Below are 25041 nucleotides of genomic sequence, written 5' to 3' on the forward strand. Positions count from 1 at the left end.
TGGCAAATAAGTTACAAATAAGAGTTTTACATGAAAAGCGAAAAATTTGATTACATTATTGTTGGTGCAGGCTCTGCAGGCTGTGTACTGGCTAACCGTTTAAGTGAAGACAGTAATAATCGCGTATTGTTACTTGAAACCGGTGGTAGTGATAAGAGTATTTTTATTCAGATGCCAACCGCACTGTCAATTCCGATGAATACCAAAAAATACGCTTGGCAGTTTGAAACCCAACCTGAGCCATTTCTTGATGAACGTCGTATGCATTGCCCACGAGGCAAAGTATTAGGTGGCTCATCATCAATTAACGGCATGGTTTATGTTCGCGGACATGCTAGAGATTTTGATGAATGGCAGCAAAGTGGTGCCCAAAACTGGGATTATGCTCATTGTTTACCATATTTTAAAAAAGCTGAAACTTGGGCATTTGATGGTAACGAATACCGTGGTAAAAGCGGACCATTAGGGGTTAATAACGGTAATGAAATGAAAAACCCGCTGTATCAAGCGTTTGTTGATGCAGGTGTTGAAGCCGGTTATTTTGCAACGGATGATTATAACGCTGCAGCACAGGAAGGGTTTGGCCCAATGCACATGACCGTTAAGAACGGTGTGCGCTGTTCTACTGCAAATGCTTACCTTCGCCCAGCAATGGCGCGTAGTAATTTAACGGTAATCACTCATGCGTTAGTCCATAAAGTATTATTAGACGGTAAAAAAACTGTTGGCGTACGTTATGAACGCAAAGGGCAAGTTTTCGATGTGAGTGTTGAGAAAGAGGTGATTTTATCGGCGGGGCCTGTTGGTTCACCACACCTTTTACAACTCTCTGGTATCGGCGCTAAAAAAGACTTGGAAGAAGCTGGTATTGAAGTGCAACATGATTTGCCCGGCGTAGGTCAAAACTTACAAGATCATTTAGAATTTTACTTCCAGTTCAAATGTAAAAAACCAATATCACTCAATGGCCAACTTGGCTTGTGGAACAAATTTTTAATTGGCAGCCGTTGGTTTTTCACCAAAAAAGGACTGGGCGCTACTAATCATTTTGAATCTTGTGGTTTTATTCGTTCTAAAGCTAATGTTGAATGGCCAGATTTACAATACCATTTTCTACCTGCAGCAATGCGTTACGATGGTAAAGAAGCCTTTGCAGGACATGGGTTTCAAGTTCATATAGGTCATAACAAACCGAAAAGTCGCGGTTCTATTAAAGCGATATCAAACGATCCTAAAGCACATCCACAAATACGTTTTAATTATCTTGAACACGAAGAAGACCGTGAAGGTTTCCGTGCTTGTGTGCGTTTAACTCGAGAAATTATCAACCAAAGTGCGCTTGATGAGTATCGTGGTGAAGAAATTCAGCCAGGTATCAATGTGCAAAGTGATGAAGAAATTGATGCCTTTGTTCGTCAATTTGTTGAAAGTGCTTACCATCCTTCGTGCTCATGCAAAATGGGTACAGATGAATTAGCCGTTGTTGACTCAGAAACTCGCGTACATGGTATTGAGGGATTACGCGTTGTTGACTCGTCTATTTTCCCAACCATTCCAAATGGTAATCTTAATGCACCAACGATAATGGTTGCAGAACGTGCCGCTGATCTTATTCGAGGCCGTGAAACACTAGCGCCTTCTCAGGCTGCCGTAAAGATTGCGCCTAACTGGCAGCAACAACAGCGTGCTAACGAGCCAAAAAGAAAAATATAACAATAAACTAATAAAAATAAACCAATAAAAGTTTAATCGTGAGTACTCCATCAGGCATTAATTATCGCCGTCAAGATACTAATCATGGCTGCGACAATTGACATTTGAAACCTAGGTAAGACTAAGTGAATAACTCTATTCGCTTAGTCTTACGTGGGCGATACCGAGTACTCTAACTATAAAAAGAAGAGGAGTAATACGTGTTTACATCTATTAAAACCATTATGGGGAGGTCGTTATGACCGCTTGGTTATCTGCAGGGATCTTATTTACCTTTGCTGCCATTGCCTTTGTGTTATATCGCTGGGGAAATATTCGTTGTGTGGGTGTAACACCCGTTAAAACATTTACCTTTATCGCTATTTTGTTCACATCAGGTCTTGATGTTGGACTTATCATGTTCCCGTTAACGGAATTTGCAGGTTATGCTGATTTAGTAGCAAGTCCTGAGTATAGCTTCACTAACGCTTTGTCTATTGAATTTGGCTTTTGGGCGTTTCTTATCTGGGGTTTTTACTTTCTAACTTGTTTTTACTTCTGTGTTATTGAGCCGCGCGTGCAATTTTTTCAATTGCCTTTAATTAAGCTGATTAACAATGTTGTCATCATAGGAACCTGTGCTTTTACTGCGTATTTATTGCTAACTAACTTGCCGTGGTATGTACCTGAACTTGGCGATGGTGAATCAATTATTGGTAGTTTCTATCTGATTGTTTTCTTAGTTATCGCTGCAGCTGTCTATTCTAGTACCAGCATACGTTATGTACGTTTGCTAAGCCTCGCGACTACTTGGTTATTTATTGGCTTGATTGCTCTTATGTGGGGTGGTGCTTTTCTTTCAGAAGGTTCAAGTATCGGTGAATTTGCCAGTACGATTGCCTTACTTGGCGGCTACTTTGGCAATATTCACGAATTCGTTCTGCCATTAAATGATTATCATGAGTTCTACCTTTACTGGTGGTTTGCATGGAGCATTATGATTGGTCAGTTTACTGCCCGTTTTGTTGGTGGTTTACGTACTTATCAAGTGTTGGGCGCTATGTTGATATTCCCATCTATTCCAATCGCGATATGGTTCACTGTGTTGTATTACTACAGTGCTAACGGTCTTGAAACCGCTGGTTTCTACAACATTATGATGGCAATTGTCGGCGTTACTTTTGTGATCAACTCTCTCGATTCATTGATTCGTTTATATACCGATAATTTGAATTTGAGTGTCAACCGCGTGGGCAAAGTTAAATACTTTTTGGGCAATATCATTGTGCTGAGCTTACTTACGTTGTTATTCAAGTTGGATTTCTTACAAATCCAATGGGTTGGCGCCGTAGTTATTGGACTGTTCTTCACTTGTTTTGGTTATATTTTATTGACCAAATTTAAAGTGGTCAGCGAGATAGAGTGTTCACCGAAAGAAAATAAAATCGATTTTAATAAAATTGAACTAATAAATTAGTTTCAGATATCAAAAAATTTAATGAGAAAAATAATAATGAATAAAATTATAATTGCAGCGGTAACAACTGGTCTACTAACTTTTTCTGCCTCTGCTTTAGCAGATGTATCTGCAACGGTTAACCTAGCTTCAGATTACACTTTTAACGGTGTTAGCCAAACAGATAATGATCCAGCGCTACAAGGCAGCTTGGATTATGCTGATGATAGCGGATTTTATGCAGGTACTTGGGCGTCAAACGTTGATTTTGGTTCTGGTGAAGACACCAATATCGAATGGGATGCTTATGTTGGACAATACTTTCAGCTTAATGACAAATTTGGGCTAGATACCGGTATTGCGTATTACACCTATCATGGTGACTCTGCGTCTGATACTTACAATTACCCAGAAGCTTATGCAAAATTAGGTTACAGCTCATCTATGGGAGATAGTGAATTAAACTTCTGGTACAGCTGGGATTATTTTGGTTTAGATGTAAGTCATTACATCGCTATGGTTGCTCACACAGTAGAAGTGGCACCTGGACATAACATTAAAGTGAGTTTTGACCGCTCAACATCTGCTGATGAAGCTATTTGGGCTTGGGATGGCACAGATGCTTACAATCATTACCGTGTTGAATACATGACAAATTGGAAAGGATTTGATTTTGACCTAGCCTTTGAAAACACCAATATGGATATTGATACGGCTGATGCTCGTGTAGTGTTTTCAATTTCTCGCACATTTAGTTTATAATCGATTTAGATAGTCCCTGAATGTTCAGGGGCTAAATGAGTAGATAAATATGGAAAAATACGATCAGCTTTTAATTTCATTACGTCAAGTTATCCGGGCGATTGGAATACACTCTAAACAACTGAATAAAAAATCAGGGTTAACCGGGCCTCAGCTCATGGTAATGACCAAGATTGCTCAGTTAGATGCACCAATGGCAAAACAAGTTGCTAACGAAATTAATTTGAGCCCAGCAACGGTCACCAGCATCATTGATCGCTTGGAAGCAAAAGAATTGGTTATGCGTAAGCGTAGTCAGTTAGATAAGCGCAAAGTCGAGCTATACCTTTCTTTGGCGGGAGAAACGCTACTGCAAGGTGCGCCAAAACCACTGCAAGAACATTTCATCAAACGTTATCAAGCACTAGAATCTTGGGAGCAAAGTCAGCTATTATCCTCTGTTGAGCGAATTGCTTCTATGATGGATGCAGAAGAACTTGATGCTGCACCAGTACTGGTAGTTGGACAAATCCAAGAAGGGCAGTAATAACCTTTTATTATAACCTTCGAAAAAGTTGATTACTCTAGTTCACCGACGGTGAACTTTTGTGTAATTCAGACAAAATTGATTGTTTTTAGTCACTATACCCCCAAAAAAACACCCATAGCACTTCCTGTCATCGCACTAGCGCTGTATTATCTGCGCCAATTAAGCCACTGCTATTAAATTTATAGCCCACGTACTTTAATTTACAGACATTGTTAAAAACACTTTATTAAGATGGAGAACCCCATGAGCAAGAAAAACAAACCTAATAGCAACGCTATGTTTACAAGAGCCATTGATAATATGCCGTTAGGCGTGGCTGATAGCTACCGTTATTGGGGGGAAGAAAATACCGTATTTTTAAGTAGTATGAAAGGTTGCACGATTACTGACTGTGACGAGCAAACCTTCGTTGATTTTCGCTTAGCTTATGGTCCAATTATTCTAGGTTATCGTGATGAACGAATTGATAACGAAGTTATTAGCGCCATTACTACGGTAGGTACAATTTCTGGTTTTTCGACTGGTCTTGATTCTGATGTGGTTGAATTAGTGAAATCACTTTGTCCTAATATCGATAAAATGCGTTTTTCCAACTCAGGAACAGAGGCCGTTATTGGGGCAGTCCGTACCGCACGTGGTTTTACCAAACGAAATAAAATTGTTGTCGTTGAAGGCGGTTTTCATGGTTTGCACGATGAAGTTATGTGGAAGTCAGATGTTGATAATTGGGATGTGAATACGCAACAAGTGCCTGATATCGTACCTTTTGGTGGAGGAATTCCACAAAGTACTCGTGAACATCAAGTAAGCGTACCATTGAATAATTTTGATGCGATAGATGCTGTATTTACGCAATATGGCGATGACATTGCTGCAATATTAATTGAACCTATCATGGGCAACTGTGGCTCTATTGCTTCAACACAAGCCTATATGCAAAAATTACGTGACGTTTGTGATAACAACGGTTCATTGTTGATCATGGATGAAGTGAAAACTGGTTTTCGTGTTGCCAAAGGCGGCGCCCAAGCACTATATGGTATTTTCGCCGATTTAACCACCTATGCTAAAGCCATGGGTAACGGTTACCCTGTTGCTGCTTTTGGTGGGCGAGCTGAAGTGATGGATACCATTTCTTTTGCTAAAGATGGCGTGACACACGGCGGTACTTATACAGCAAACATGGTTGCCTTAAGTGCAGCCAAAGCCACGTTAACCGTACTTAAAGAAACGGATGCCCTTGAAACTATCGCGAATGTAGGTCAAAAAATTCAAGCATTACTTTCACGGGTGTTTACTAAGTTTGGCGTTGAGCATTGTTTTGCCGGCCCTGATGCCATGTTTGGTGTACATTTTGGTAGTAAAGTACCGCAAAATTATCGCGATTGGAAACAAACCAATAGTGATCTTTACACTCAATTTGCCCTTAATTTGATCGAAAATGGCGTTATGTTAGAGCCAGACTCACGTGAACCTTGGTTTATTTGTGAGGCTCACCAAACAGTTGATCTTAACTGGTTAGAGCAAGTTGCCGAGCAATCAATGGCAGCGGCAATAAACGAATAATAAGTGATTGCGCGTTAGATTGAGCTAATTTGAATTAGTTTGATATGGAAAAGGGGAATGCTCGTTCCTTTTTTCATACGTGTAAGCAGCGATAGCGAACATTCTTACTAACTGAAAAAAGTAGCAAGAATGTTTTGATTAGCTTAAAATACGTTTAACGTTACCCCTCCTTATACCAATCGGATCAATAAATTAGTACGATTGATATTAGTTAGTTCCATAAGTAAATTTAATGATGTCGTTAAGGTAAAACTGCGACACGAGGTAGTTGTTTATATGGATCATTTTGAACAGTTAGGTTTGAGTAGAGATGCGACCACCATCGATATCAAAAAAGCCTATCGAAAACTCGCTAATAAATATCACCCAGATAAAAACAGTGGTAGTGAAGTTGAAGAAAAATTTCAATTAATTAAAGAAGCTTACGATGCTATTTTAGATCCTAAAAAGCGCGCTTTATATTTGAAAAGTAACTATACCGTAATTACTGATCCCCGAGAGGTTGCTGATTCTTTTTGGCGCAATGCGTTGAGCTAGACGTCAATAACCAGATTCAACCAGTAAAGGTTCAATCAGAAAAATTTCAATTGGAAAATACTCCATACTCTTAATTTGAAAAGACGCACTTAGGGAAAAATCTTTGCAATCTGACAAAAATATACCTGATTATTTAACCGATGATTTTTCTATGTATTTAGAAAATATGGACTCGTTAACTGATCCAGAAAACCCTGAATTATTATCAATATACTTAACTAATTTATTTGAACAGTTAAAAGCTACCCCATTGTTATTTTCAGGGATGGTTGATCAATTAGCCATGGCTATAACGACAAAAATTCGAATTGATAGTAAAAATTTGGCTTTAATCGATTTAGCAGAAGAGCCGTCATGGGCGGATGTTAAACCATTCGTTGGTGTACATGCGGATGCTAGAGCCTGTATCACCGAATTGATGCAGCATGCAGAGCAGGATTTAAAAACTGCCGTGTTAATTATTCATTTTTATAATCGCTATGATGCGACACCGTTAAAAGCAGAAGCAGACGATTTTGATCAAGCTGATGACTATGCCTCTGACGACTTTGATGAGAACTACTAGCTTTCAACACTCGCTTTTCAACTGGATTGTCCTAATTGATTAAATTGGATCTTCTATTGGAAAATATAATAACAATTGAATTACTGTGGACCGCATTAGCAAGTCTATTTTTTTCACATGGTATAAATACTTTTAAGGAATAAACGTGACGAAAAACGCACTCATTTTGGCTACTGATATTATCGAAATAGCACAACAAAGCGGTAGACGCGCAGGCACTTCGTTAGAGGCAATCGCTTCTGAGCAAGGTGATGAAACAATGTTAGCTGTATTAACTGAGATGGATATTTTGACCGTCGCTAAAATTGTTCGAGAACATGATGCCACCATTCCTTCAATCGCTACCTGGTTAATGGATGCCGAATCAATTAAACAGTTACTAAATGTTGAACCTTCTTATTGGCAAAATATGGATGAAGACCACGTATTTTGCGCACAAACAGAAGCACATAGTTTATTGTCACAAATTTTTCTTTCCTCTGATGATGAAGAAAAACAGTTAGAAGTTTTAAAAGCCATTGTAGAAGATGATTTTGGCTTATTATATTTGTCTCTACCGTTTGTCGGCCATGACTTTTCTGAAATAGAAGAAGATGAAGAACAAACATCAGGCAGTATTGAAGAACTGTTAATGAAAATTAAAACATTAGATGAAGAAGCCTATCGTGAAGTTATGGTGGTAAGCAGCAATGGTACATTAGAAAATGTTGAAAAAGCGTTGAAAGATAATGCTAATAAACAAAGAGTGACTTCGGTAGAAATTGATACCGATGACATGTTTGCACCGCTGTAATTTTCTATAGCCTTTATGACAGTTTTATATAATTAGGATTCATTAATGAGAATTGCAGAGTTAAGAAACCATCCGTTTCTACTTTTGGTCTTAAAAGACGGGGAAAGCGAAGGCTATTTTTCTCCGGAGTTAGTGCATAAAATCAAACAACAACTAGTTGATATGTCTTTGAGGATAGCCTCTGATAATTTATCTATTATCTATGCAGATCAAATTAATAAAGGCTGTGAAATTGTTCTGGGCATCACCAATTTAGGTTTATTAGATCTTTGTGATAAAGATGAAGTTAAAGCAAAAGAGATTATAAAAACTCAAGGTATTGTTTATTGCTTTAGAGCGGGTTGGGCTAAATATGCGCAATTGAAGAAAATATCTCCTTCATACTTTGAAAGCATTTCAATCACCAGCTATGGTATAGCAATTAATGACACCTCTGATATTAGAGTAATGCATGATAGTTTACTCAAAGAAGGTTATAAAAGTGCGAAGCTATTAGATGTTTATAAAAACATTGCAGCCAGCTATTGTGCCAGTTCCATCCTAGTTGATAACGATGAAGATATATTGTTGTTTGAGTTGCAACGATTTCTTAATACTGCGATTGCTTTATTAATGATCGACTCTGATAAAAAAGTGTTTACCAGTTCGTTATATCAAACATTCAATACTTTCCTTGCTAGCACCAGTAAAGATGACTTACTTGAAAAGTTAGAACTTTGTATCTTAAAGCTAACAGGCCAGTTGTCGATACTGACTAAGAGTTACTTACAAGAAATAGATTTATTAAATTTCTATGAGTTTAAAGGCATCATTAATCAACAAATTGATGTTGCCATTCATATTCAAGAAATATTAGAACTTCCAATTACTGTTGCGAATGAATTACATGGTGATTTTGAGGGTGGTTATGATTTTCATGCAGACGATGAAGATGACCTCGCTTATTTAATGCCAGACGATAGGTAATTTATCTGCTTAATTGACTTATCCTTGATGGTAGCGATACTTCATAAGGTTAGGTAATTAGTCGATTTAAAAAATAAAAAGCGAACTTCGGTTCGCTTTTTTTTATTACTAATTTAATCATCTAGCAAAATGACGCGGTTAAATAATTTTTGATTGTTAAGGGTCTTAAAAAAGATTTTAATCGATTTAACTTCTTGTTCGTTGAGTTTAATACCTAGTTGATGCCAACCGGTATCTTCAATTGCTTGCTCTATAGTTGCCGCGGCACCGTCATGAAAATAGGGGGCGGTGTTGAGTATGTTTCGCAAAGAAGGTACTTTAAAAAAATAATTGTCAGCGGGATTCCCCGTTACCTGCGCTTTACCTTTATCTATCTTATTTGGATATGGATGCACTATACCCATTTTCATAAAGAGCTGACCACCAAGGACTGCGCCATTGTGACAAGCAACACAGCCTTTCTCTATAAACACCCGTAAACCTGCTTTTTCACTTTGATTGATTGCGCCTTTATCACCTGCTAAGTAATCATCAAACCGATCTTTGGAGATTAATGTTCGCTGAAATGCGGCAAGTGCTTGGGCAATATTTTCTAGGTTTATTGGCGATAATTGTTGTGGAAAGCCACTGTTAAAATCAGCTAAATAACCTTTACTGTTAAGGCGTTCTATTACCTGACTTTCAGAGGTCATTGCCATTTCTTTTACATTGAAAATAGGAAACTTAGCTTGTTGCGCTAACGTTTTCGCTCGCCCATCCCAAAATTGAGCGACATGTAAACCAGCGTTCCATGTTGTGGGAGCATTACGTTCACCGATACTTCCCAATGCACCTATAGATACCTTCAAGTGATCAACACCTGCGGCATCACTATTGAGGTTATGGCAGGAGTTACATGATTGAGAATGGTTTATTGATAGCGCGGTTTCAAAGTATAATTTTTTACCTAAACTAATCAATGCTGAGGTATCTTGTTCAGCTCCTTGCATAACATGGGGAAGCGGTTCAAAGAACGATAGCACAATGTCCTGTGTTGAGGGCTGCGTATAACCTTGACTAAAGCCAATAAAGCATAACAATGTCAGCATCGTTGAAAGAAAAGGTTTAATCATTAGTTGGCTATAAATACGTAATGTAGGCAGTTAAGTATAAAGTAACTAATACACCTCTAGGCGTATTAGTTACTTACGTTAAGCTAGATTTTAGTAACTAAAATTAACTAGCACTAGCTAAATGTTAGTTACTTAATTCAATCTCACTTCAAATCAAAACGGTCTAATTGCATGACTTTGACCCATGCTTTAGTAAAGTCATTAACGAACTTTTTATCAGCATCGTCTGAGGCATATACTTCTGCAATGGCTCTTAATTCAGAGCTAGAGCCAAAAATTAAATCAACAGGTGTTGCTTGCCACTTTTCTGTACCTGAAGCGCGGTCATGACCTATATATATTCCGGCATTTGACTTATCTTTACTCCATACCGTCTTCATATCCAGTAAGTTAACAAAGAAATCATTAGTTAACACACCGGGGTTGTTGGTGAGAACACCGTAGGAAGAGGCATCATAGTTAGCATCAAGCGCTCGCATACCACCAATAAGTACGGTCATTTCAGGAACGTTTAAACCAAGAGAGTTCGCTTTATCCACTAACATTTCTGCAGGTGAGCTATAGCTATCATCGGTGTAAAAGTTACGGAAACCATCTGCTTTTGGTTTTAAGTAATTAAATGACTTAACGTTAGTTTGCGCTTGGCTAGCATCAGCACGACCAGGTGAAAAAGGCACTGCGATTCTATTACCCGCTTTTGCTGCCGCATTTTCTATTGCGGTTGCGCCGCCTAGAACAATGACATCAGCGAGTGATACTTTTGTTTTAGCCGATTTTTTATTAAATGTTGCTTGAATGCCCTCAAGTTTAGTCAGTACTTTACCCAATTCTTTGGGGTTATTTACCGCCCAGCTATTTTGTGGTTCAAGGTTGATACGAGCACCATTGGCACCGCCGCGCATATCAGTTACTCGATGACTCGAAGCCGCTGCCCAAGCTGTTCTTACTAATTCAGAGGTGGTTAAGCCAGAGTTAGTAATCTGCTTTTTAAGTTGTTTGATATCTTTTTCGGTAATTAGTTGGTAATTTATTGCTGGTATAGGGTCTTGCCACATCAGCACTTCACTTGGCACTTCCGCGCCAACATATCTTGCACGAGGTCCCATATCTCTATGAGTTAACTTAAACCAAGCTTTTGCAAAAGCGAGATCGAATTGTGTAGGATCTGCTCTAAAACGCTCGACAATTTTGCGAAACTGAGGATCTTCCTTCAATGCAATATCAGTGGTGAACATAATAGGCGCATGACGTTTGTTTGGAATATGCGCGTCAGGCACTAAATTAGCCGCGGCTTTATTATCAGGGATCCACTGTTTTGCGCCTGCAGGACTTTTAGTTAATACCCAATTAAAGTTCATTAAATTATCTAGGTAATTAGAAGACCACTGGGTTGGTGTAACTGTCCAAGCACCTTCCAAACCACTGCTGATTGTGTCAGCACCAACACCAGTACCACATTTGTTCTTCCAGCCAAGTCCTTGTGCTTCAATGTCAGCTGCTGCGGGCTCTGCACCAACACAGCCGTTAGGTTTTTTTGCACCATGAGCTTTACCTAACGTATGACCACCGGCAAGTAATGCAACAATCTCTTCGTCGTTCATTGCCATACGGCCAAATGACATTCTGATATCGTTTGCTGCTAATAATGGATCAGGTTTGCCGTGTGGACCTTCAGGATTAACATAAATCAACCCCATTTCTACGGCGGCAAGTGGGCCTTTTAATTTGCCCTTTTTGTCGCGACGTTTGTCGGACAGCATCGCAGTCTCTGGTCCCCAATAAACTAAATCTGGTTCCCAGTCATCAGTTCTACCTCCGGCAAAACCGAAGGTTTTAAAGCCCATTGATTCAAGGGCAACATTGCCTGAAAGTACCATTAAATCCGCCCAAGAAATCTTACGACCGTATTTTTGTTTAACCGGCCATAATAAGCGGCGCGCTTTATCTAAATTAACATTATCAGGCCAACTATTAAGTGGCGCGAAACGTTGTTGACCGCCAGATGCACCACCACGACCATCATGAACACGGTAAACACCTGCACTATGCCACGCCATGCGTATCATTAATGGACCATAATGCCCCCAATCAGCAGGCCACCAACTTTTTGAATCTGTCAGTGTGGTTTGAATATCTTTCTTAAGTATTGCTAAGTCGAGGCTAGCGAATTCTTTGGCATAATTAAATTGTTCGCCGTAAGGATTAGATTCTGCACCATGTTGACGCAGTGGACTGAGGCTCAATTGATCTGGCCACCAAAATTGATTGGTTTTTGCTTCATTGGCAGCTAACGCTTTTGCCGGCAATACCATTGAAGTTAAGGCGACTGAAATCGCCGCTGCAATAGGGAGTGTGCTCTTAAACATTATATATTCCTTATTTTAGGGGGTGCTGATCTTTCGCTGTTAAATTTTGTTAGAGATAAAAGCGTTTTAATCGCGGCGAGTAGTGTGTAGCCTAGTCACTCTAAGCAAATACTACTCAACAATGAGTAAGACGCTTTTATCCTAATCCTTTGGACAGCATTTGTTGGACATTTTTACGGCGTTATCGCCTTTTTATGTGGAACAACCACATGACAAAGGCTCTGCCTTGTATAAATACGCAACAAACCGCTGCAAAAATAATCTCGAAAGGTCAACAGACCCTTTTAGTGATAAAAATCTCATATAAAGCATAGAAAAAAGAAGGCCGGTTGAATAATTGATTACCTAGAAGATAACGTTCTATTTTTTGATAATGACTAATTTAGTATTTCTGATTAAAATCAACTTAACGTTCAATAAAATTAATCATTAAAATATGATCTCTTTAAAACAACTGCACTATGCATTGGCCATTGAAAAAACATTACACTTTAAGAAAGCTGCAGAGGCGTGCAATGTGTCTCAATCGGCATTAAGTACCGCGATAACTGAACTTGAAAAACAGTTAGGGGTTACCGTTTTTGAACGTAATAATAAACAGGTCTTAATCACCAATAATGGTCAGCTGATACTCGATAAAGCTAAAAGGGTTAAGTTGGAATTAGATGAGCTTTTACTGATAGCGCAAACCAATAAACAACCTTTTTATAGCCCTATGTCTATCGGGGTGATCCCGACAATTGGTCCATACCTTTTGCCTAAAGTCTTACCTGAGGTGAGAAAACAATTTTCGAGTTTTAAATTGAAAATTATTGAAGAACAATCACACATTTTAGTTGAAAAGGTACGAACGGGAGAAATTGATGCCGCGATACTTGCCTTACCTTTTCCTATAGAAGGTTTGATGAGTTTTAATTTTTGGCAAGAGGACTTTTATTGGGTGTGTCATAAAGATGAGTGCCCGAAAAAGTTGCAAGAAATTACCAGTGAAGAACTAGAAATTGATAAGTTGATGTTGTTAAAAGAGGGGCATTGCTTAAAAGAACACGCACTAGCAGCATGTAGTTTACAAAATAAAAAACAAGATTCTGATTTTGATTCAGCGAGTCTACATACCTTAGTTCAAATGGTTGCAGGTAAGCTTGGCACCACTCTTGTACCACAAATGGCATTAGATCAATTGACCTATAATGAATCTGAACTTAGGGCTGTTCATTTAAATGAGCCAGGCCCACATCGAACGATTGCCTTAGTGATTAGGCCTAATTATGTCAGGACTAATGAATTAACCCTGCTAAAAGATATCTTCAGTCAGCAATTGACTAAAAAGTGTGGCTTGGCTTAACTATTTTAGCTTAGCCATCGAATGTTTATGCTTAGTAATACCGATTGTGCTTCATTTTTATAGAATTAACTATTCAGTTTTATTTGATTTACTGAACTACTAGCTGAGCGCACACTTGTATTATCTTAATGGATGGGGTGAATAAAAATGAAAAATATTATAAAAACGATAAAAGTACTTTTACACTTAACGGGCTATAGAAAAGTGGCGCTTAAGTGTAATTACCCGAACAATTATTATGGTGATCAATGTTGTCAAAGCCGACAAAGATAAAGAATAAATGCAGTAACTGACCGCAAAAATGCTGAGAGAGTTAGTGTAAATTTTGTTACACCGCTGAAGATTTAGTATGAAGATGTAAAAACTTGCCTTTATTTGTTATTGATAATCATTATCATTACGTTTATAGTTCTGGCAATTATACTAATGAGGGTTACAAAGGTGCAACAATTTCGTTTTTCACTACTTGCTGTCGCATGTGCATCAGCACTTTTTTCTGGTTTTATTTCTGCTAACGAGCAAAATAAATCAGCGGAAGCAGTGCAAGAAAAAAAATTGAAAAACAAGGATGTAGAACTTATCACTGTCTATGGAAGACAAAACCAAGTGGTTATGAATTCAGGCTTAGCAACCAAGTCAAATATGTCGTTAATGGAAACACCAGCGGCTGTGGTGATCGTAGATGAAGAGCTAATTAACGCGCAAGGTGTTAATAACCTACAAGACTTAGTGCGTAATATTAGTGGTGTTACTCAAGCGGGAAACAACTATGGCATTGGTGATAACATAGTTATTCGAGGGCTTGGTGCTAACTATACTTATGATGGTATGTACGGTGGAGCAGGGCTTGGCAATACCTTTAACCCAACGCGCTCGTTAACTAATGTTGAATCTGTCGAGGTACTTAAAGGCCCTGCGACTGGCTTGTATGGCATGGGTAGTGCCGGTGGTGTCATTAATTTAATTGAAAAAAAACCTGAGTTTATTAGCAGCCATGAGATCACCGCTGAGCTAGGACAATGGGATACATTTGCATTAAGTATTGATAGCACTGGCGGATTAACGGATAAATTGGCTTATCGTATTGTAGCAAAGTCTGCACGCAGTGATGGTTATCGCGATATTGGCACAGACCGTGATGAGATTTACAGTTCACTCAAATATGTTTTTGATGAACGCCAAGATTTAATGTTATCTGCTTCGTATATAAAAGATGCTATTGCCGTTGATTCTGTTGGTCATCCTATTCGTATTTATAATGCCGAGTCGGTGGGTGGTAAAACTGCTGGCGAAGTAAGTTGGCAAGATTTGATTAACGACCCTGAAGGTAAAGGCATTCAACTTAGTGATGCTCAGCGACAGCAATTAGCGGGGTCTTTAGCTGATAGTGATGGTTTAACTCCGTATGAATTCGGTCATAATGGCATCATTTCACCTATGGCTAAAGATAATGAAGGTGAAGAGTTAAGGTTTAAGTTAACTCATAATTACTTTTTCAACGATAACCTTTTTTTAAATCAGCAATTACAGTACCGCGATTATACTTCAGGCTTTGCGCGTCAAACCGGTGCTTATAATTATGTTTATTGGAACCGTGGTGGCACTATCAATGCCAATCCTCGCGCACCTTTAGTTGAAGATGATGTACTTTATCCCTTTGCTGCTCGCCGACAAGAATATCGAAAAGTTGAAGCGGATGAAACGTCTTGGCAGTATTTTGCAGATTTACGCTATGACTTCGAGTTTGCTGGCATCGACAATGAATTATTGTTAAACGCCAACTATGAAGATAGAGATATCCGTTTTAAACAACATTCAATATATGATGCCGATAAGGTACTTACAAATAAAGCGGGTGACGTGACTTACCAAGGCACTTTACCTTATATTTACGACATTCGTAATCCTAATTGGGCTGAAGGTTCATTTGAAGATCATGATCCCTTGATGACCAGTAACTATAATAAAAAAGTTAGTGCATGGGGTGTTGGAGTTCAACATGTGGGTTACTTTGGTTATGGTTTCTCTACCCGCGTAGGCGTGGCATTTAACGAAATTAAACAAAGCTATGAACATTTTGGTGTTGATGCACGCTATCGTGCTAGTGCCGCAGCGCCGACATCTGAAGCAGATACTAATGATGATGGTATTACCTACAATTTAGGTGTGACTTATATGCCTACCGACGACCTCTCTTTTTTCATTAATCACTCAAAAGGGCGAACTGCATACAGTATGTTAGGTGGTGTGAAAGGTGATGGCTCAGACCGATTAGACTCTGAATCGATGAGTGATGATTTAGGTATGCGTATTAAAGCCTTTGATGATCAAATGTTAACCTCTATCGTTTTCTTCAAAAGTTCTCGTACAAACTTGCAGTATTCAAACCCTGATTATGAGGACGGTGTTTCATCGGAAAATGTGCCGAAAAACTTTTTTGACGGTAAAGAAGAAACGACCGGTGTTGAGTTAGATATGAATGCTCATCTGAATGAGCGTTGGATGATCAATATCAATGGTGTTTATCAAGATGCTCGCGATAAGAAAGATCCAAACCGAAGTAGTTATGATACTCGTCAAAAGGGCGTTCCTTATGTAACGGCCAGTACTTGGGTAACTTATAGCGCAGATTTATTTTCACTTGCTAGCCCAATAGATCTCAGTTTGGGGGTTAAATATGTTGATGATCGTAGTACCAATACTAGCTCCTTTGGTATTCCTGATGGTTACGTGCAAAGTTATACTGTGGTTGATTCTGCTGTAAGTTATCAGGCGGAAAGTTGGAAGCTACAATTGAACATTAATAACCTGTTCGATGAAGTTTACTATAACAAAGCAATGTTCTTGGGTGGTATGCCTGGCGAAGAACGTAATGCTAAACTGACCTTTAGTTATCAAATATAAATGCTAAATTGAAAGTGTTTTTACGCCTTCATTTATAATAAAAAGCCAGTAATTCGTTGAGAGTTACTGGCTTTTCTATTTACTATTTTATGCCTTTAGTATTATTTAATTTGGTGACTTCACCCTAGAACAATCAAGTGCTAATAAATTTATTGCTGTTTAACGATAACACCAGATTTCATAACAAAATCAACATCAAGCAATTCTTTCATATCTTTTAATGGACTGTTATCCATGGCAATAATATCGGCGATTTTACCTGCTTCTATGGTGCCTAACGACTCAGATTTACCAATTAAGTCAGCAGCATTAACGGTAGCTGACTTTAAAATATCTTGAGCGGTCATACCGGCGTTAAACATGAGTACTGCTTCTTTACCATTATCACCATGTTTAGATACACCACTGTCAGTGCCATAGGCAATTTTTACACCTGACTTGTATGAACGTTTAAAGTTTTCGATCATATCGCCACCTACGCGAATGGCCTTGGCGCTGATCGCTGGCGACATAAAGTTAGTATTTTTAGCTAAGGCTACCACAGTATCGCCAGCCATCAAGGTAGGTACTAAGTAAGCACCTGTTCTCTTGAACAGTTTAATGCTTTCTTCATTGGCGTAACTGCCATGTTCAATGCTATCAACACCGGCTCTTAATGCTGCGTTTATGCCTGCTGCAGCATGGGCATGACTGGCTACTTTTCTACCTAATGCATGGGCAGAATCAATGACTTCTCTTAGTTCATCATCCGCCATTTGTTGACCTGTACCAGTATCAGTGTCTGATAAGACACCGCCTGTAGAGGTTATTTTAATAACATCTGCACCAAATTTTATCGCACGGCGGGTAGCTCGGCGACAATCGTAAGGACCATCACAGACCGTTTTAGCCGTATGCATTTCTAACAACGCGGGGTTCATGCCATCAACATCGCCATGACCGCCTGTTACGGCAACATTACTCCCTGCGGCTATTATTCTTGGGCCTTGTAAGTAACCTTTAGCAATACCATCGCGTAACGCATAGCTTTGCTCTGGGCTGCCACCTAAATCTCTAACGGTAGTAAAGCCAGCCAGTAGGGTTTTATTAGCAAAGTAGGCACTTTTCACTAACTTGTCAGCATCTGACATCCTGAGTTTTTCACTGTCATTTTTAGGACCTAATTCACCTTGTAAATGCACATGCATATCCATAAGGCCGGGCATAACAAAGCTCTTAGATAAATCAATTAACTGTGCTTGTTTATCTATTTTATTGACTGGAATAAAGCCTGATTTCAGTGAGGTGATAACGCCATCTTTAATGACAATAGTTTGTTCAGTTAATGGCGCTTGTCCAGGCACTGTTAACACTTCACCCGCATGAATTACTTGGGTTTTTGCTGATAGTTGAGTTGATACTAAAGTGGAGAGGGTAAGCCCAATAAGCGTAGATACTTTCATTAAAGATTTCATGATTTTCCTTGTATTATAATTTATAACTCACCATAGCAAGGTTATCAATATTGGGGTATGAAAATACGCCTAATTAACGGAATTTATGGATGAATAACAATAACGGCCTGTGAATAATTATGAGTAATTAATAGGCTAGCTAGGATGAGGTGGAGAACAGAATGAACTCGATGAAAGTGCAAACAGCTTTTATGTGATTATAAATGACTTTCTATTATCTTAGATAATCAAAGCATAGAATGACTATGCTTTGATTATTTTTACTAAAAATGATGTTGATTCCAACTTAAACACCACACTTTGAATGCTAATGTTTCTTGGGATAAAGTCAGCAAACTAGTTTCAATAATACCTATCCATGAATCACTTTAAACACGTGGCTGAATGACGTTTTTGAATAAATATCTATAGGTAAATGTAACTTTCTCGCAATATCACTAGAAGAGATCACACCTCGAATATGGTGGTGTTCTCTGTCTAAAACTAAGCAATGACGTAATCCATAATTTTCTAATACATTAACAACATCATTAACCGTTGCATTTTCTAGCTCATTAAAATCAAATGCATGTAAGTCACTTCTTAACACCATTAAATCACTCACCAATACTTCATGTCGTTCACTTCCTTTGGCAATAGCAGTAACTATTGTCTGCTCGTTTAATTCTTTAGTGCTAATTATCCCCATAAAATCATTGTCTTTTGACATCACAATTTTCATTCGAACGTGAGTCTTTACCATCAATTTTAATGCTTCACCTGCGGGGGTTTCATCTTCAATAATTAACGCCTTATGTTTTTTAAAGTCTGTAAAAATATCGGTTGCTGGGGACATCAAAGAAGTCTGGTTAAAATCTTCTGGTGAGATAATGTTGTCTATTAAATCTAAATCAAATAATTGTAAATTTTTCATAATAACCTCTGATAATTTTAAAAGTTTACCTTTTTTAACGGAAAAATGACTACGAATGGTCAGCGATTTTTTTATGCCGGACTGAGTTTTTTAACCTGTTACTTAATTGATTAAATGCCAGATCGAATGCATCTCTTGCATAGTTAGAAATTACTTTTATATCGATGTTTTTTTTACCAAGTAAGTGTATTGATATATGGCAACCATATTTAGCATTGCCTTTTCTACAGCTATCAGTTTCAAACGTTACTTGTATACAGTTAATCAAATCAGTATAAAAAGTCAGGTTTTCTACAATTTTATTAACATAGGATTTCAATTGATAATCCTGAGTTTTATGACGAAAAGTGGTTGTAACCATCATAAGTAAATCTCCACGAAAAATTGGCGACATTACATCGAAATCGATACTTGGACTGATGTAATTATAGTTGTGAAATTTAGATGATGAAAAAAGGAGGGGCTCTAGGGCGTAAGTATTTAAATTTATTATTTAATAATGGGAAGTTATTGTTAAGTGAATACTTAGATAAATAGGTTAGTTGGAGAATTCGATTATTATGATCAATGTTGGCAATTGATAAATCATATTCTAGTTCTGAATCAATTTCGACTTCAGTTAACGCATCAAATATTAAGTGGTTTGAGGTATTAGAGCTTATTTCATCGGCAATACTATAGACCGACTCAGCATGTGAGTAGGTTGCAAAAAACATAAGTATTGCAAAAATGAATTTGTACACGCGTTCCTCAAAAATAAATGACTAGTCATATCTATATTGAGTGATAAATTTATTATATCAAGAGTGTAAATGTAAATTTTTATTTCAATTACTATTCAATGATACATAACTACGTCCTTTACGGACGTCCTTGTTAGACAAGTAGTGTTCAAATTATATCCTAGGCTAATCAATAAAATTACTAGACTTTGTTAGTCGCAGAATATTTGTTATTACTAAATCAAAGAATAAGTGTAAATCAGTATTAGCATGTACTCGGACTATAGTTAGTTACAAGGTCGAAAGGGGAAATTGGGCTAGCTTTTTTACTCGATAATGCTAATCTGGCTATAAAGTAATTTATCAAAATAAAAAATAAAATGAAAAATACTTACATAGCTAGACAAGCTATCTTAAATGAAAAACTAGAAACCATAGGCTATGAATTATTATTTAGAGATAGTCTGGATAATAAATTTCCTGATATTGAGCAAGATGTCGCTAGCTCAAAGTTAATTATTCAAAACCATATTCATGGTGATATTCAAAAAATTAGTATGGGCAAATTAGCTTTTATTAATTTCACTGAAAATTCTTTAATTCATAAATTTCCATTAATGTTTGATAAAGACACTATCGTCATTGAATTGGTAGGGCATGAAAAACCTACTAAGAAATTGTTAAAAATAATAAAGTTTTATTACCACAAGGGTTATAAAATTGCGTTAACTGAATATGACTTAGCACCACATTGGGATGTATTGTTTCCTTACATTGATATAGTGAAAGTCGATATAGGCAAAATAAACACCAAGCGTTTATTGCCTGCTGTCACTCGAATGAAACTATTTAATGTCGCTATAGCTGCTGAAAAAGTAGAAACAAAACACCAAAAACAAACACTGGTGGAAGTTGGATTTAACTATTTTCAAGGCTATTTTTATCATCAGCCTGAAATCATAGCAGGACAAGCACTGGCTCCAGTAAAAACACAGATGTTACAACTATTAAGCGAAACATTTAATTATCCGCTTAATTATGAAACGGTGGCTGAAATAATAAGTCACGATGTCAATTTAACCGTTGGTTTATTAAAAATGGTTAATAATGTTGCAACAGGTACAAGAGTAGAAATAACCTCATTAAAACAAGCTGCAGCATATTTAGGTGAAGATAAGTTAAGGCAGTTTGTATCTATTTTAGCGCTATCTAAACTTACGTCTGATACGACAGATGAAGTATGTAAACAAGCACTTATCACAGGAAAAATGATGTTTGCTTTAAGTGATAAAGGCGTATTTAAATCAGTGAGCGATTTTGCCTTTATCACTGGGTTGTTAAGTGCAATCGAAGTAATGCTGTCAATGCCTATGGCTGAAATAGTTAAAACAATGCCATTAGCTCAGCCAATTGAGAGTGCGTTAGTTAAACATGCTGGGTTACTTGGTCAATTACTGGATCTGACGACTAGTTATATATTAGGCCATGAAAACTTAACGACGAATGGTAATTTAAATGAAAGTTTACAACAATATTCACTCGACCAAACGGTGGTACAGGAAGAGTTCTTAAAAGCTAGCGAATGGTGTCAAAGCTTGAATATTGATAACTTATAAAAGCTAAACGTTAAAGCCTAATGGCAACATCCCCTATCAGTTTACTCTCTACAAATCACCTACGACGGAGGAAGCTATTGTAAACAGCAATAGCTGATTTCTTCATTTTATAATCTCATAACGTATAAGTAACATTCTGTTACTTATACTAAAAGTATTGATAAAATATTATTTAAATCTAATCTTACCAAAAAATATAAAAGCTCATGTTATTGCTATTCAATGAGTTAAACTGAAAAAAAAGCTGATTATTCTTTCATACTATTTTATTTTTTTTCACCTCTTTTAAAGCCAAAGTTTCCCCTTGAACATTAATATACTGATTGCTACATTCCGCATCCTCTTGTACCAACCGGTACATTTACGAGTTATTGCCTTCGATAGATGTAATAACCTTTTTAGTTAAAAATACTTAATACCTACCGAGTGAAAATAAAAAATTTCCAATAGCAGTACTTTGTCAGGCTATCTTGAAAACACTGATTTTTCGGCGTTTAGTATTAAATTTTTATAAATAGTGAGAAAAATATGTTTAATAAAACGTTAAAAGCAGCCGCTTTGGGTTTATTTTCTGTTATGAGCGTCGCTTCTGTTATGAGCGTCGCTTCTGTTTCAGCCAGTGATCTTAAACAAGGGGAAATTGTAAAGCTTGAAGGAAAAACTGCCAAAGTTTACGTCGGTACAGCTAATTCTATTGTGAAAGGCCAGCTGCTGCAGATCAATAGATTGCGAGCAACAAATAGTGTGCTTGAAGGTGACCCTTTGTATTCATACCAAGAAGTAGGTGAAGTTTTTGTTAATGGGTTTAGCAAATCGCAATATATTAATGTTCAAATTACTCAAGGAAACCTCAAACTAGGGGATAGGGTAAAAATAAATAACTAGCGTATTTATTGTCATTTGAGCATATCTAGTTCTTGTATTAAGGTTAATTCAATACCTTATTTTAAGGGCTTCCTTATGATTGAATTCCTAAATGTCTGATTAGCTTGGCTGATACATCGTATTATCACTGTATTTCACGTTGCGTACACCAAGCTTTTAGTGTGATGAAGATAAAACCTCAGTACGTACTAACTCAACTAATATAATCTCCACTGAACTAACCTCGAAAAAAAATAGTACAAAAAATGGACTTTTGTCTAATTTGAACACGCGACGTTACCCTATACAGTAGTACATTGAGGTTCTAACTTTCTCTTAATATTGTTGTGCACTAAAAAATCAGGCTAAAACGAGATTTATGCGGCACTCATTACCTCAAGTTGATTTTAATAAGTCTTCTAAAATACATTTTCTTATAACGTTTTTCTAGAGTAAAAGTTTAGCCTCGCTTTATCATAATGGACCTTTTCTGATTGATTGGAAAAGCATTATTTTTTCGTAGGTTATAACACTGTTGCGGTTGGAATTAATTTAAATAAAAAGGATGCTACAAATATGAGTTCAAAAATAATTTACACCTATACCGATGAAGCACCACTGCTAGCGACCTGCTCGTTACTGCCGATTATTAAAACTTTTGCAGCATCTGCAGACATAGATATTGAACTAAAAGATATATCTCTTGCGTCTAGGGTTTTATCTGCCTTCTCCGATATTTTACCTGCAGATCAACAAGTACCTGATACATTAGCCGAACTAGGTGCCTTAACTCACCACCCTGATACTAATATCATCAAACTCCCCAATATCAGTGCTTCAATTCCTCAACTAAAAGACGTTATCAGTGAATTACAAGCACAAGGTTACGCTATTCCTGATTATCCAGAATCGCCAAAAACAGATGAAGATAGATCAAATGAAGCTAAATATTCAAAAACCTTAGGCAGTGCGGTAAATCCAGTACTTCGTGAGGGTAATTCTGACCGCCGTGCTCCACCGTCGGTGAAAGCTTTTGCCAGAAAAAATCCACATTCTATGGGTAAGTGGAGCCAAGCATCAAGAACCCATGTATCTCACATGCATTCAGGCGATTTTTATGCCAGTGAAAAGTGTATGACTATGGATAAAGCCTGTGATGTAAAAATTGAGTTTGTCGCTAAAGATGATGGTGCGGTGACGGTATTAAAAGAAAAAACCTCACTTCAGGCGGGTGAAATCATTGACAGTATGTTTATGAGTAAAAAGATCCTCTGTGAATTCTTAGAGCAAGAAATGGAAGATGCGAGAGAAACCGGGGTGATGTTCTCTTTCCATGTCAAAGCGACCATGATGAAAGTATCGCATCCTATTGTTTTTGGCCACGCGGTTAAAGTTTATTATAAAGATTTGTTTGCTAAGCACGCTGAAACCTTTGAAAAGTTAGGTGTTAATGCCAATGATGGTGTCAGTAGTATCTATGAAAAAGTAAAACAACTGCCTGAATCTTGGCGTGAAGAAATATTGGCCGACTTACATGCTTGTTATGAAAAACGTCCTGAATTAGCAATGGTCGACTCAGCTAAAGGTATTTCAAACTTACATACCCCAAATGAGGTTATTGTCGATGCATCAATGCCTGCGATGATTAGAGCGGGCGGAAAAATGTGGGGGCCTGATGGTAAATTGAAAGATACTAAGGCGGTGATGCCAGAGAGTACTTTTGCAAGAATTTACCAGGAAATCATTAACTTTTGTAAAACTCACGGGGCATTTGATCCTACAACCATGGGAACCGTGCCAAACGTAGGATTAATGGCTCAAAAAGCAGAAGAATATGGTTCACATGATAAGACATTCGAAGTACAGGGTGATGGCTGTATTCGCATTGTTGATGACGAAGGAAAAACGTTATTAACCATGGATGTTGAAGAGGGTGATATTTGGCGGATGTGCCAAGTAAAAGATGCACCGATACAAGATTGGGTCAAATTAGCCGTTGCCCGTGCAAAGTTGTCTGATACCCCAGCGGTATTCTGGTTAGATGAATACCGTCCACATGAAGCTGAATTGATTAAAAAAGTTAAACTGTACCTGAAAGATCATGATTTGACCGGATTAGATATTCAAATAATGTCACAAACTAGAGCGATGCGTTATACGCTAGAGCGTATTTTACGTGGTGGGGATACCATCTCTGTTACGGGTAATATTCTGCGTGATTACTTAACCGATTTATTTCCGATCTTAGAGTTAGGCACAAGTGCCAAAATGTTATCCATAGTGCCATTAATGGCGGGTGGCGGTTTATTTGAAACAGGGGCAGGCGGATCAGCACCTAAGCATGTTAAGCAGCTAATAGAAGAAAATCATTTACGATGGGATTCTCTTGGTGAATTTTTGGCGATAAGTGCTTCTCTTGAAGATTTAGGTATCAAACAAGACAGCGCTAAAGCAAAACTACTGGCAAAAACATTAGACCAAGCAACTGCTGAGCTATTGGAAAATGGCAAATCTCCGTCTCGTAAAACCGGAGAGCTTGATAATCGTGGCAGTCACTTCTACTTAGCACTTTACTGGGCAAAAGCGTTGGCAGAGCAAACTGAGGATACTGAACTTCAATACCACTTTGCACCATTAGCTCAATCATTAACTGAAAATGAAGCCGCTATCGTCAGTGACTTAACAACAGATCAATGGCATTCCGTTGATATTGGTGGTTATTACAAAGCAGATGCTAAAAAGATTATTGAAATAATGCGACCGTCGAAATGCTTTAATGAGGTATTAGCAGCATTTAAATAAATTTAGTTAGTTAATAAAAAGCCCAAAATTCTTAAGGATTTTGGGCTTTTTTTGTCGGTTACTTTAGTTTCAGCTTT

The 25041-nt window shown here is 37.7% G+C and carries 20 protein-coding genes and 1 pseudogene; 15 read left to right on the forward strand and 6 right to left on the reverse strand.

Annotated elements, in window-relative coordinates; translation table 11 throughout:
• Nucleotides 1–30: 30 nt before the first annotated feature.
• From betA to CXF79_RS04195, 9 genes are all read left to right on the forward strand, one after another.
• Nucleotides 31–1713 (forward strand): choline dehydrogenase, encoded by a 1683-nt coding sequence (gene betA / locus CXF79_RS04155; RefSeq protein WP_101154078.1) that lies wholly within the window; start codon nucleotides 31–33, stop codon nucleotides 1711–1713.
• A 238-nt stretch (nucleotides 1714–1951) separates the two neighbouring features.
• Nucleotides 1952–3169: a choline transporter gene (locus CXF79_RS04160; protein WP_011042172.1), complete on the forward strand. Its 1218-nt coding sequence runs from the start codon at nucleotides 1952–1954 to the stop codon at nucleotides 3167–3169.
• 36 nt (nucleotides 3170–3205) lie between these two features.
• On the forward strand, nucleotides 3206–3910 hold the full coding sequence (locus CXF79_RS04165; RefSeq protein ID WP_101154079.1) for a TorF family putative porin: 705 nt from the start codon (nucleotides 3206–3208) through the stop codon (nucleotides 3908–3910).
• Nucleotides 3911–3959: 49 nt separating this feature from the next.
• The gene (locus CXF79_RS04170; protein WP_011042174.1) at nucleotides 3960–4436 is read left to right on the forward strand and encodes a MarR family winged helix-turn-helix transcriptional regulator; all 477 of its coding nucleotides are present in this window, start codon (nucleotides 3960–3962) and stop codon (nucleotides 4434–4436) included.
• Between the two features lie 246 nt (nucleotides 4437–4682).
• Nucleotides 4683–6005, forward strand: coding sequence for an aspartate aminotransferase family protein (locus CXF79_RS04175; RefSeq protein ID WP_101154080.1), 1323 nt, complete (start codon nucleotides 4683–4685; stop codon nucleotides 6003–6005).
• A 276-nt stretch (nucleotides 6006–6281) separates the two neighbouring features.
• A complete protein-coding gene (locus CXF79_RS04180; protein WP_011042176.1) occupies nucleotides 6282–6542 on the forward strand; it encodes a DnaJ domain-containing protein in 261 nt (86 codons plus the stop codon).
• A gap of 103 nt (nucleotides 6543–6645) precedes the next feature.
• A complete protein-coding gene (locus CXF79_RS04185; RefSeq protein ID WP_101154081.1) occupies nucleotides 6646–7107 on the forward strand; it encodes a hypothetical protein in 462 nt (153 codons plus the stop codon).
• Nucleotides 7108–7252: 145 nt separating this feature from the next.
• Entirely contained in the window at nucleotides 7253–7900 is a 648-nt protein-coding gene (locus CXF79_RS04190; protein ID WP_101154082.1) for a hypothetical protein, read from the forward strand.
• Nucleotides 7901–7945: 45 nt separating this feature from the next.
• A complete protein-coding gene (locus CXF79_RS04195; protein ID WP_011042179.1) occupies nucleotides 7946–8866 on the forward strand; it encodes a hypothetical protein in 921 nt (306 codons plus the stop codon).
• Between the two features lie 113 nt (nucleotides 8867–8979).
• Here CXF79_RS04195 and CXF79_RS04200 read toward each other — a convergent pair whose 3' ends face one another.
• Complete coding sequence (locus CXF79_RS04200) at nucleotides 8980–9978, reverse strand: cytochrome-c peroxidase (protein WP_101154083.1); 999 nt, start codon at nucleotides 9976–9978, stop codon at nucleotides 8980–8982.
• Nucleotides 9979–10121: 143 nt separating this feature from the next.
• On the reverse strand, nucleotides 10122–12344 hold the full coding sequence (katG, locus tag CXF79_RS04205) for a catalase/peroxidase HPI (protein WP_101154084.1): 2223 nt from the start codon (nucleotides 12342–12344) through the stop codon (nucleotides 10122–10124).
• An 82-nt stretch (nucleotides 12345–12426) separates the two neighbouring features.
• Here katG and CXF79_RS23575 point away from each other — a divergent pair.
• The 3 genes and pseudogenes from CXF79_RS23575 to CXF79_RS04215 all read left to right on the forward strand — a co-directional run bounded on the left by CXF79_RS23575 (nucleotide 12427) and on the right by CXF79_RS04215 (nucleotide 16593).
• Nucleotides 12427–12651 (forward strand): annotated as a pseudogene (locus CXF79_RS23575) (hypothetical protein).
• Nucleotides 12652–12780: 129 nt separating this feature from the next.
• Nucleotides 12781–13689 (forward strand): hydrogen peroxide-inducible genes activator, encoded by a 909-nt coding sequence (locus tag CXF79_RS04210; RefSeq protein ID WP_101154085.1) that lies wholly within the window; start codon nucleotides 12781–12783, stop codon nucleotides 13687–13689.
• 441 nt (nucleotides 13690–14130) lie between these two features.
• Nucleotides 14131–16593 (forward strand): TonB-dependent receptor, encoded by a 2463-nt coding sequence (locus CXF79_RS04215; protein WP_198560034.1) that lies wholly within the window; start codon nucleotides 14131–14133, stop codon nucleotides 16591–16593.
• Nucleotides 16594–16742: 149 nt separating this feature from the next.
• Here CXF79_RS04215 and CXF79_RS04220 read toward each other — a convergent pair whose 3' ends face one another.
• From CXF79_RS04220 to CXF79_RS04235, 4 genes are all read right to left on the reverse strand, one after another.
• Nucleotides 16743–18035 carry a metal-dependent hydrolase family protein gene (locus CXF79_RS04220; protein ID WP_232769081.1) on the reverse strand — a complete coding sequence of 431 codons (1293 nt, stop codon included), beginning with the start codon at nucleotides 18033–18035 and terminating at the stop codon, nucleotides 16743–16745.
• 364 nt (nucleotides 18036–18399) lie between these two features.
• Nucleotides 18400–18960, reverse strand: a complete 561-nt coding sequence (locus CXF79_RS04225; RefSeq protein WP_011042186.1) for a CBS domain-containing protein — start codon at nucleotides 18958–18960, stop codon at nucleotides 18400–18402.
• 49 nt (nucleotides 18961–19009) lie between these two features.
• Complete coding sequence (locus CXF79_RS04230) at nucleotides 19010–19324, reverse strand: HPF/RaiA family ribosome-associated protein (RefSeq protein WP_011042187.1); 315 nt, start codon at nucleotides 19322–19324, stop codon at nucleotides 19010–19012.
• Nucleotides 19325–19400: 76 nt separating this feature from the next.
• Nucleotides 19401–19703 (reverse strand): hypothetical protein, encoded by a 303-nt coding sequence (locus CXF79_RS04235; RefSeq protein ID WP_157825838.1) that lies wholly within the window; start codon nucleotides 19701–19703, stop codon nucleotides 19401–19403.
• A 359-nt stretch (nucleotides 19704–20062) separates the two neighbouring features.
• Between CXF79_RS04235 and CXF79_RS04240 the strand changes: the two genes are divergently transcribed.
• The 3 genes from CXF79_RS04240 (at nucleotide 20063) to CXF79_RS04250 (ending at nucleotide 24964) form a co-directional block, all read left to right on the forward strand.
• Nucleotides 20063–21298, forward strand: coding sequence for an EAL and HDOD domain-containing protein (locus CXF79_RS04240; protein WP_011042189.1), 1236 nt, complete (start codon nucleotides 20063–20065; stop codon nucleotides 21296–21298).
• A gap of 528 nt (nucleotides 21299–21826) precedes the next feature.
• Nucleotides 21827–22183 carry a hypothetical protein gene (locus CXF79_RS04245; RefSeq protein WP_101154089.1) on the forward strand — a complete coding sequence of 119 codons (357 nt, stop codon included), beginning with the start codon at nucleotides 21827–21829 and terminating at the stop codon, nucleotides 22181–22183.
• Between the two features lie 555 nt (nucleotides 22184–22738).
• Entirely contained in the window at nucleotides 22739–24964 is a 2226-nt protein-coding gene (locus CXF79_RS04250; RefSeq protein ID WP_101154090.1) for an NADP-dependent isocitrate dehydrogenase, read from the forward strand.
• Nucleotides 24965–25041: the final 77 nt, after the last annotated feature.

Origin of the sequence: Colwellia sp. Bg11-28 (assembly GCF_002836245.1) — a bacterium.
GTDB lineage: Bacteria > Pseudomonadota > Gammaproteobacteria > Enterobacterales > Alteromonadaceae > Colwellia > Colwellia psychrerythraea_A.

Bases quoted from the DNA above. Each gene is read 5' to 3' on its own strand.
- betA (WP_101154078.1), top strand. From the start codon at position 31: ATGAAAAGCGAAAAATTTGATTACATTATTGTTGGTGCAGGCTCTGCA.
- CXF79_RS04160 (WP_011042172.1), top strand. From the start codon at position 1,952: ATGACCGCTTGGTTATCTGCAGGGATCTTATTTACCTTTGCTGCCATT.
- CXF79_RS04165 (WP_101154079.1), top strand. From the start codon at position 3,206: ATGAATAAAATTATAATTGCAGCGGTAACAACTGGTCTACTAACTTTT.
- CXF79_RS04170 (WP_011042174.1), top strand. From the start codon at position 3,960: ATGGAAAAATACGATCAGCTTTTAATTTCATTACGTCAAGTTATCCGG.
- CXF79_RS04175 (WP_101154080.1), top strand. From the start codon at position 4,683: ATGAGCAAGAAAAACAAACCTAATAGCAACGCTATGTTTACAAGAGCC.
- CXF79_RS04180 (WP_011042176.1), top strand. From the start codon at position 6,282: ATGGATCATTTTGAACAGTTAGGTTTGAGTAGAGATGCGACCACCATC.
- CXF79_RS04195 (WP_011042179.1), top strand. From the start codon at position 7,946: ATGAGAATTGCAGAGTTAAGAAACCATCCGTTTCTACTTTTGGTCTTA.
- CXF79_RS04200 (WP_101154083.1), bottom strand. From the start codon at position 9,978: ATGATTAAACCTTTTCTTTCAACGATGCTGACATTGTTATGCTTTATT.
- katG (WP_101154084.1), bottom strand. From the start codon at position 12,344: ATGTTTAAGAGCACACTCCCTATTGCAGCGGCGATTTCAGTCGCCTTA.
- CXF79_RS04210 (WP_101154085.1), top strand. From the start codon at position 12,781: ATGATCTCTTTAAAACAACTGCACTATGCATTGGCCATTGAAAAAACA.
- CXF79_RS04220 (WP_232769081.1), bottom strand. From the start codon at position 18,035: ATGAAAGTATCTACGCTTATTGGGCTTACCCTCTCCACTTTAGTATCA.
- CXF79_RS04225 (WP_011042186.1), bottom strand. From the start codon at position 18,960: ATGAAAAATTTACAATTATTTGATTTAGATTTAATAGACAACATTATC.
- CXF79_RS04230 (WP_011042187.1), bottom strand. From the start codon at position 19,324: ATGATGGTTACAACCACTTTTCGTCATAAAACTCAGGATTATCAATTG.
- CXF79_RS04240 (WP_011042189.1), top strand. From the start codon at position 20,063: ATGAAAAATACTTACATAGCTAGACAAGCTATCTTAAATGAAAAACTA.
- CXF79_RS04245 (WP_101154089.1), top strand. From the start codon at position 21,827: ATGTTTAATAAAACGTTAAAAGCAGCCGCTTTGGGTTTATTTTCTGTT.
- CXF79_RS04250 (WP_101154090.1), top strand. From the start codon at position 22,739: ATGAGTTCAAAAATAATTTACACCTATACCGATGAAGCACCACTGCTA.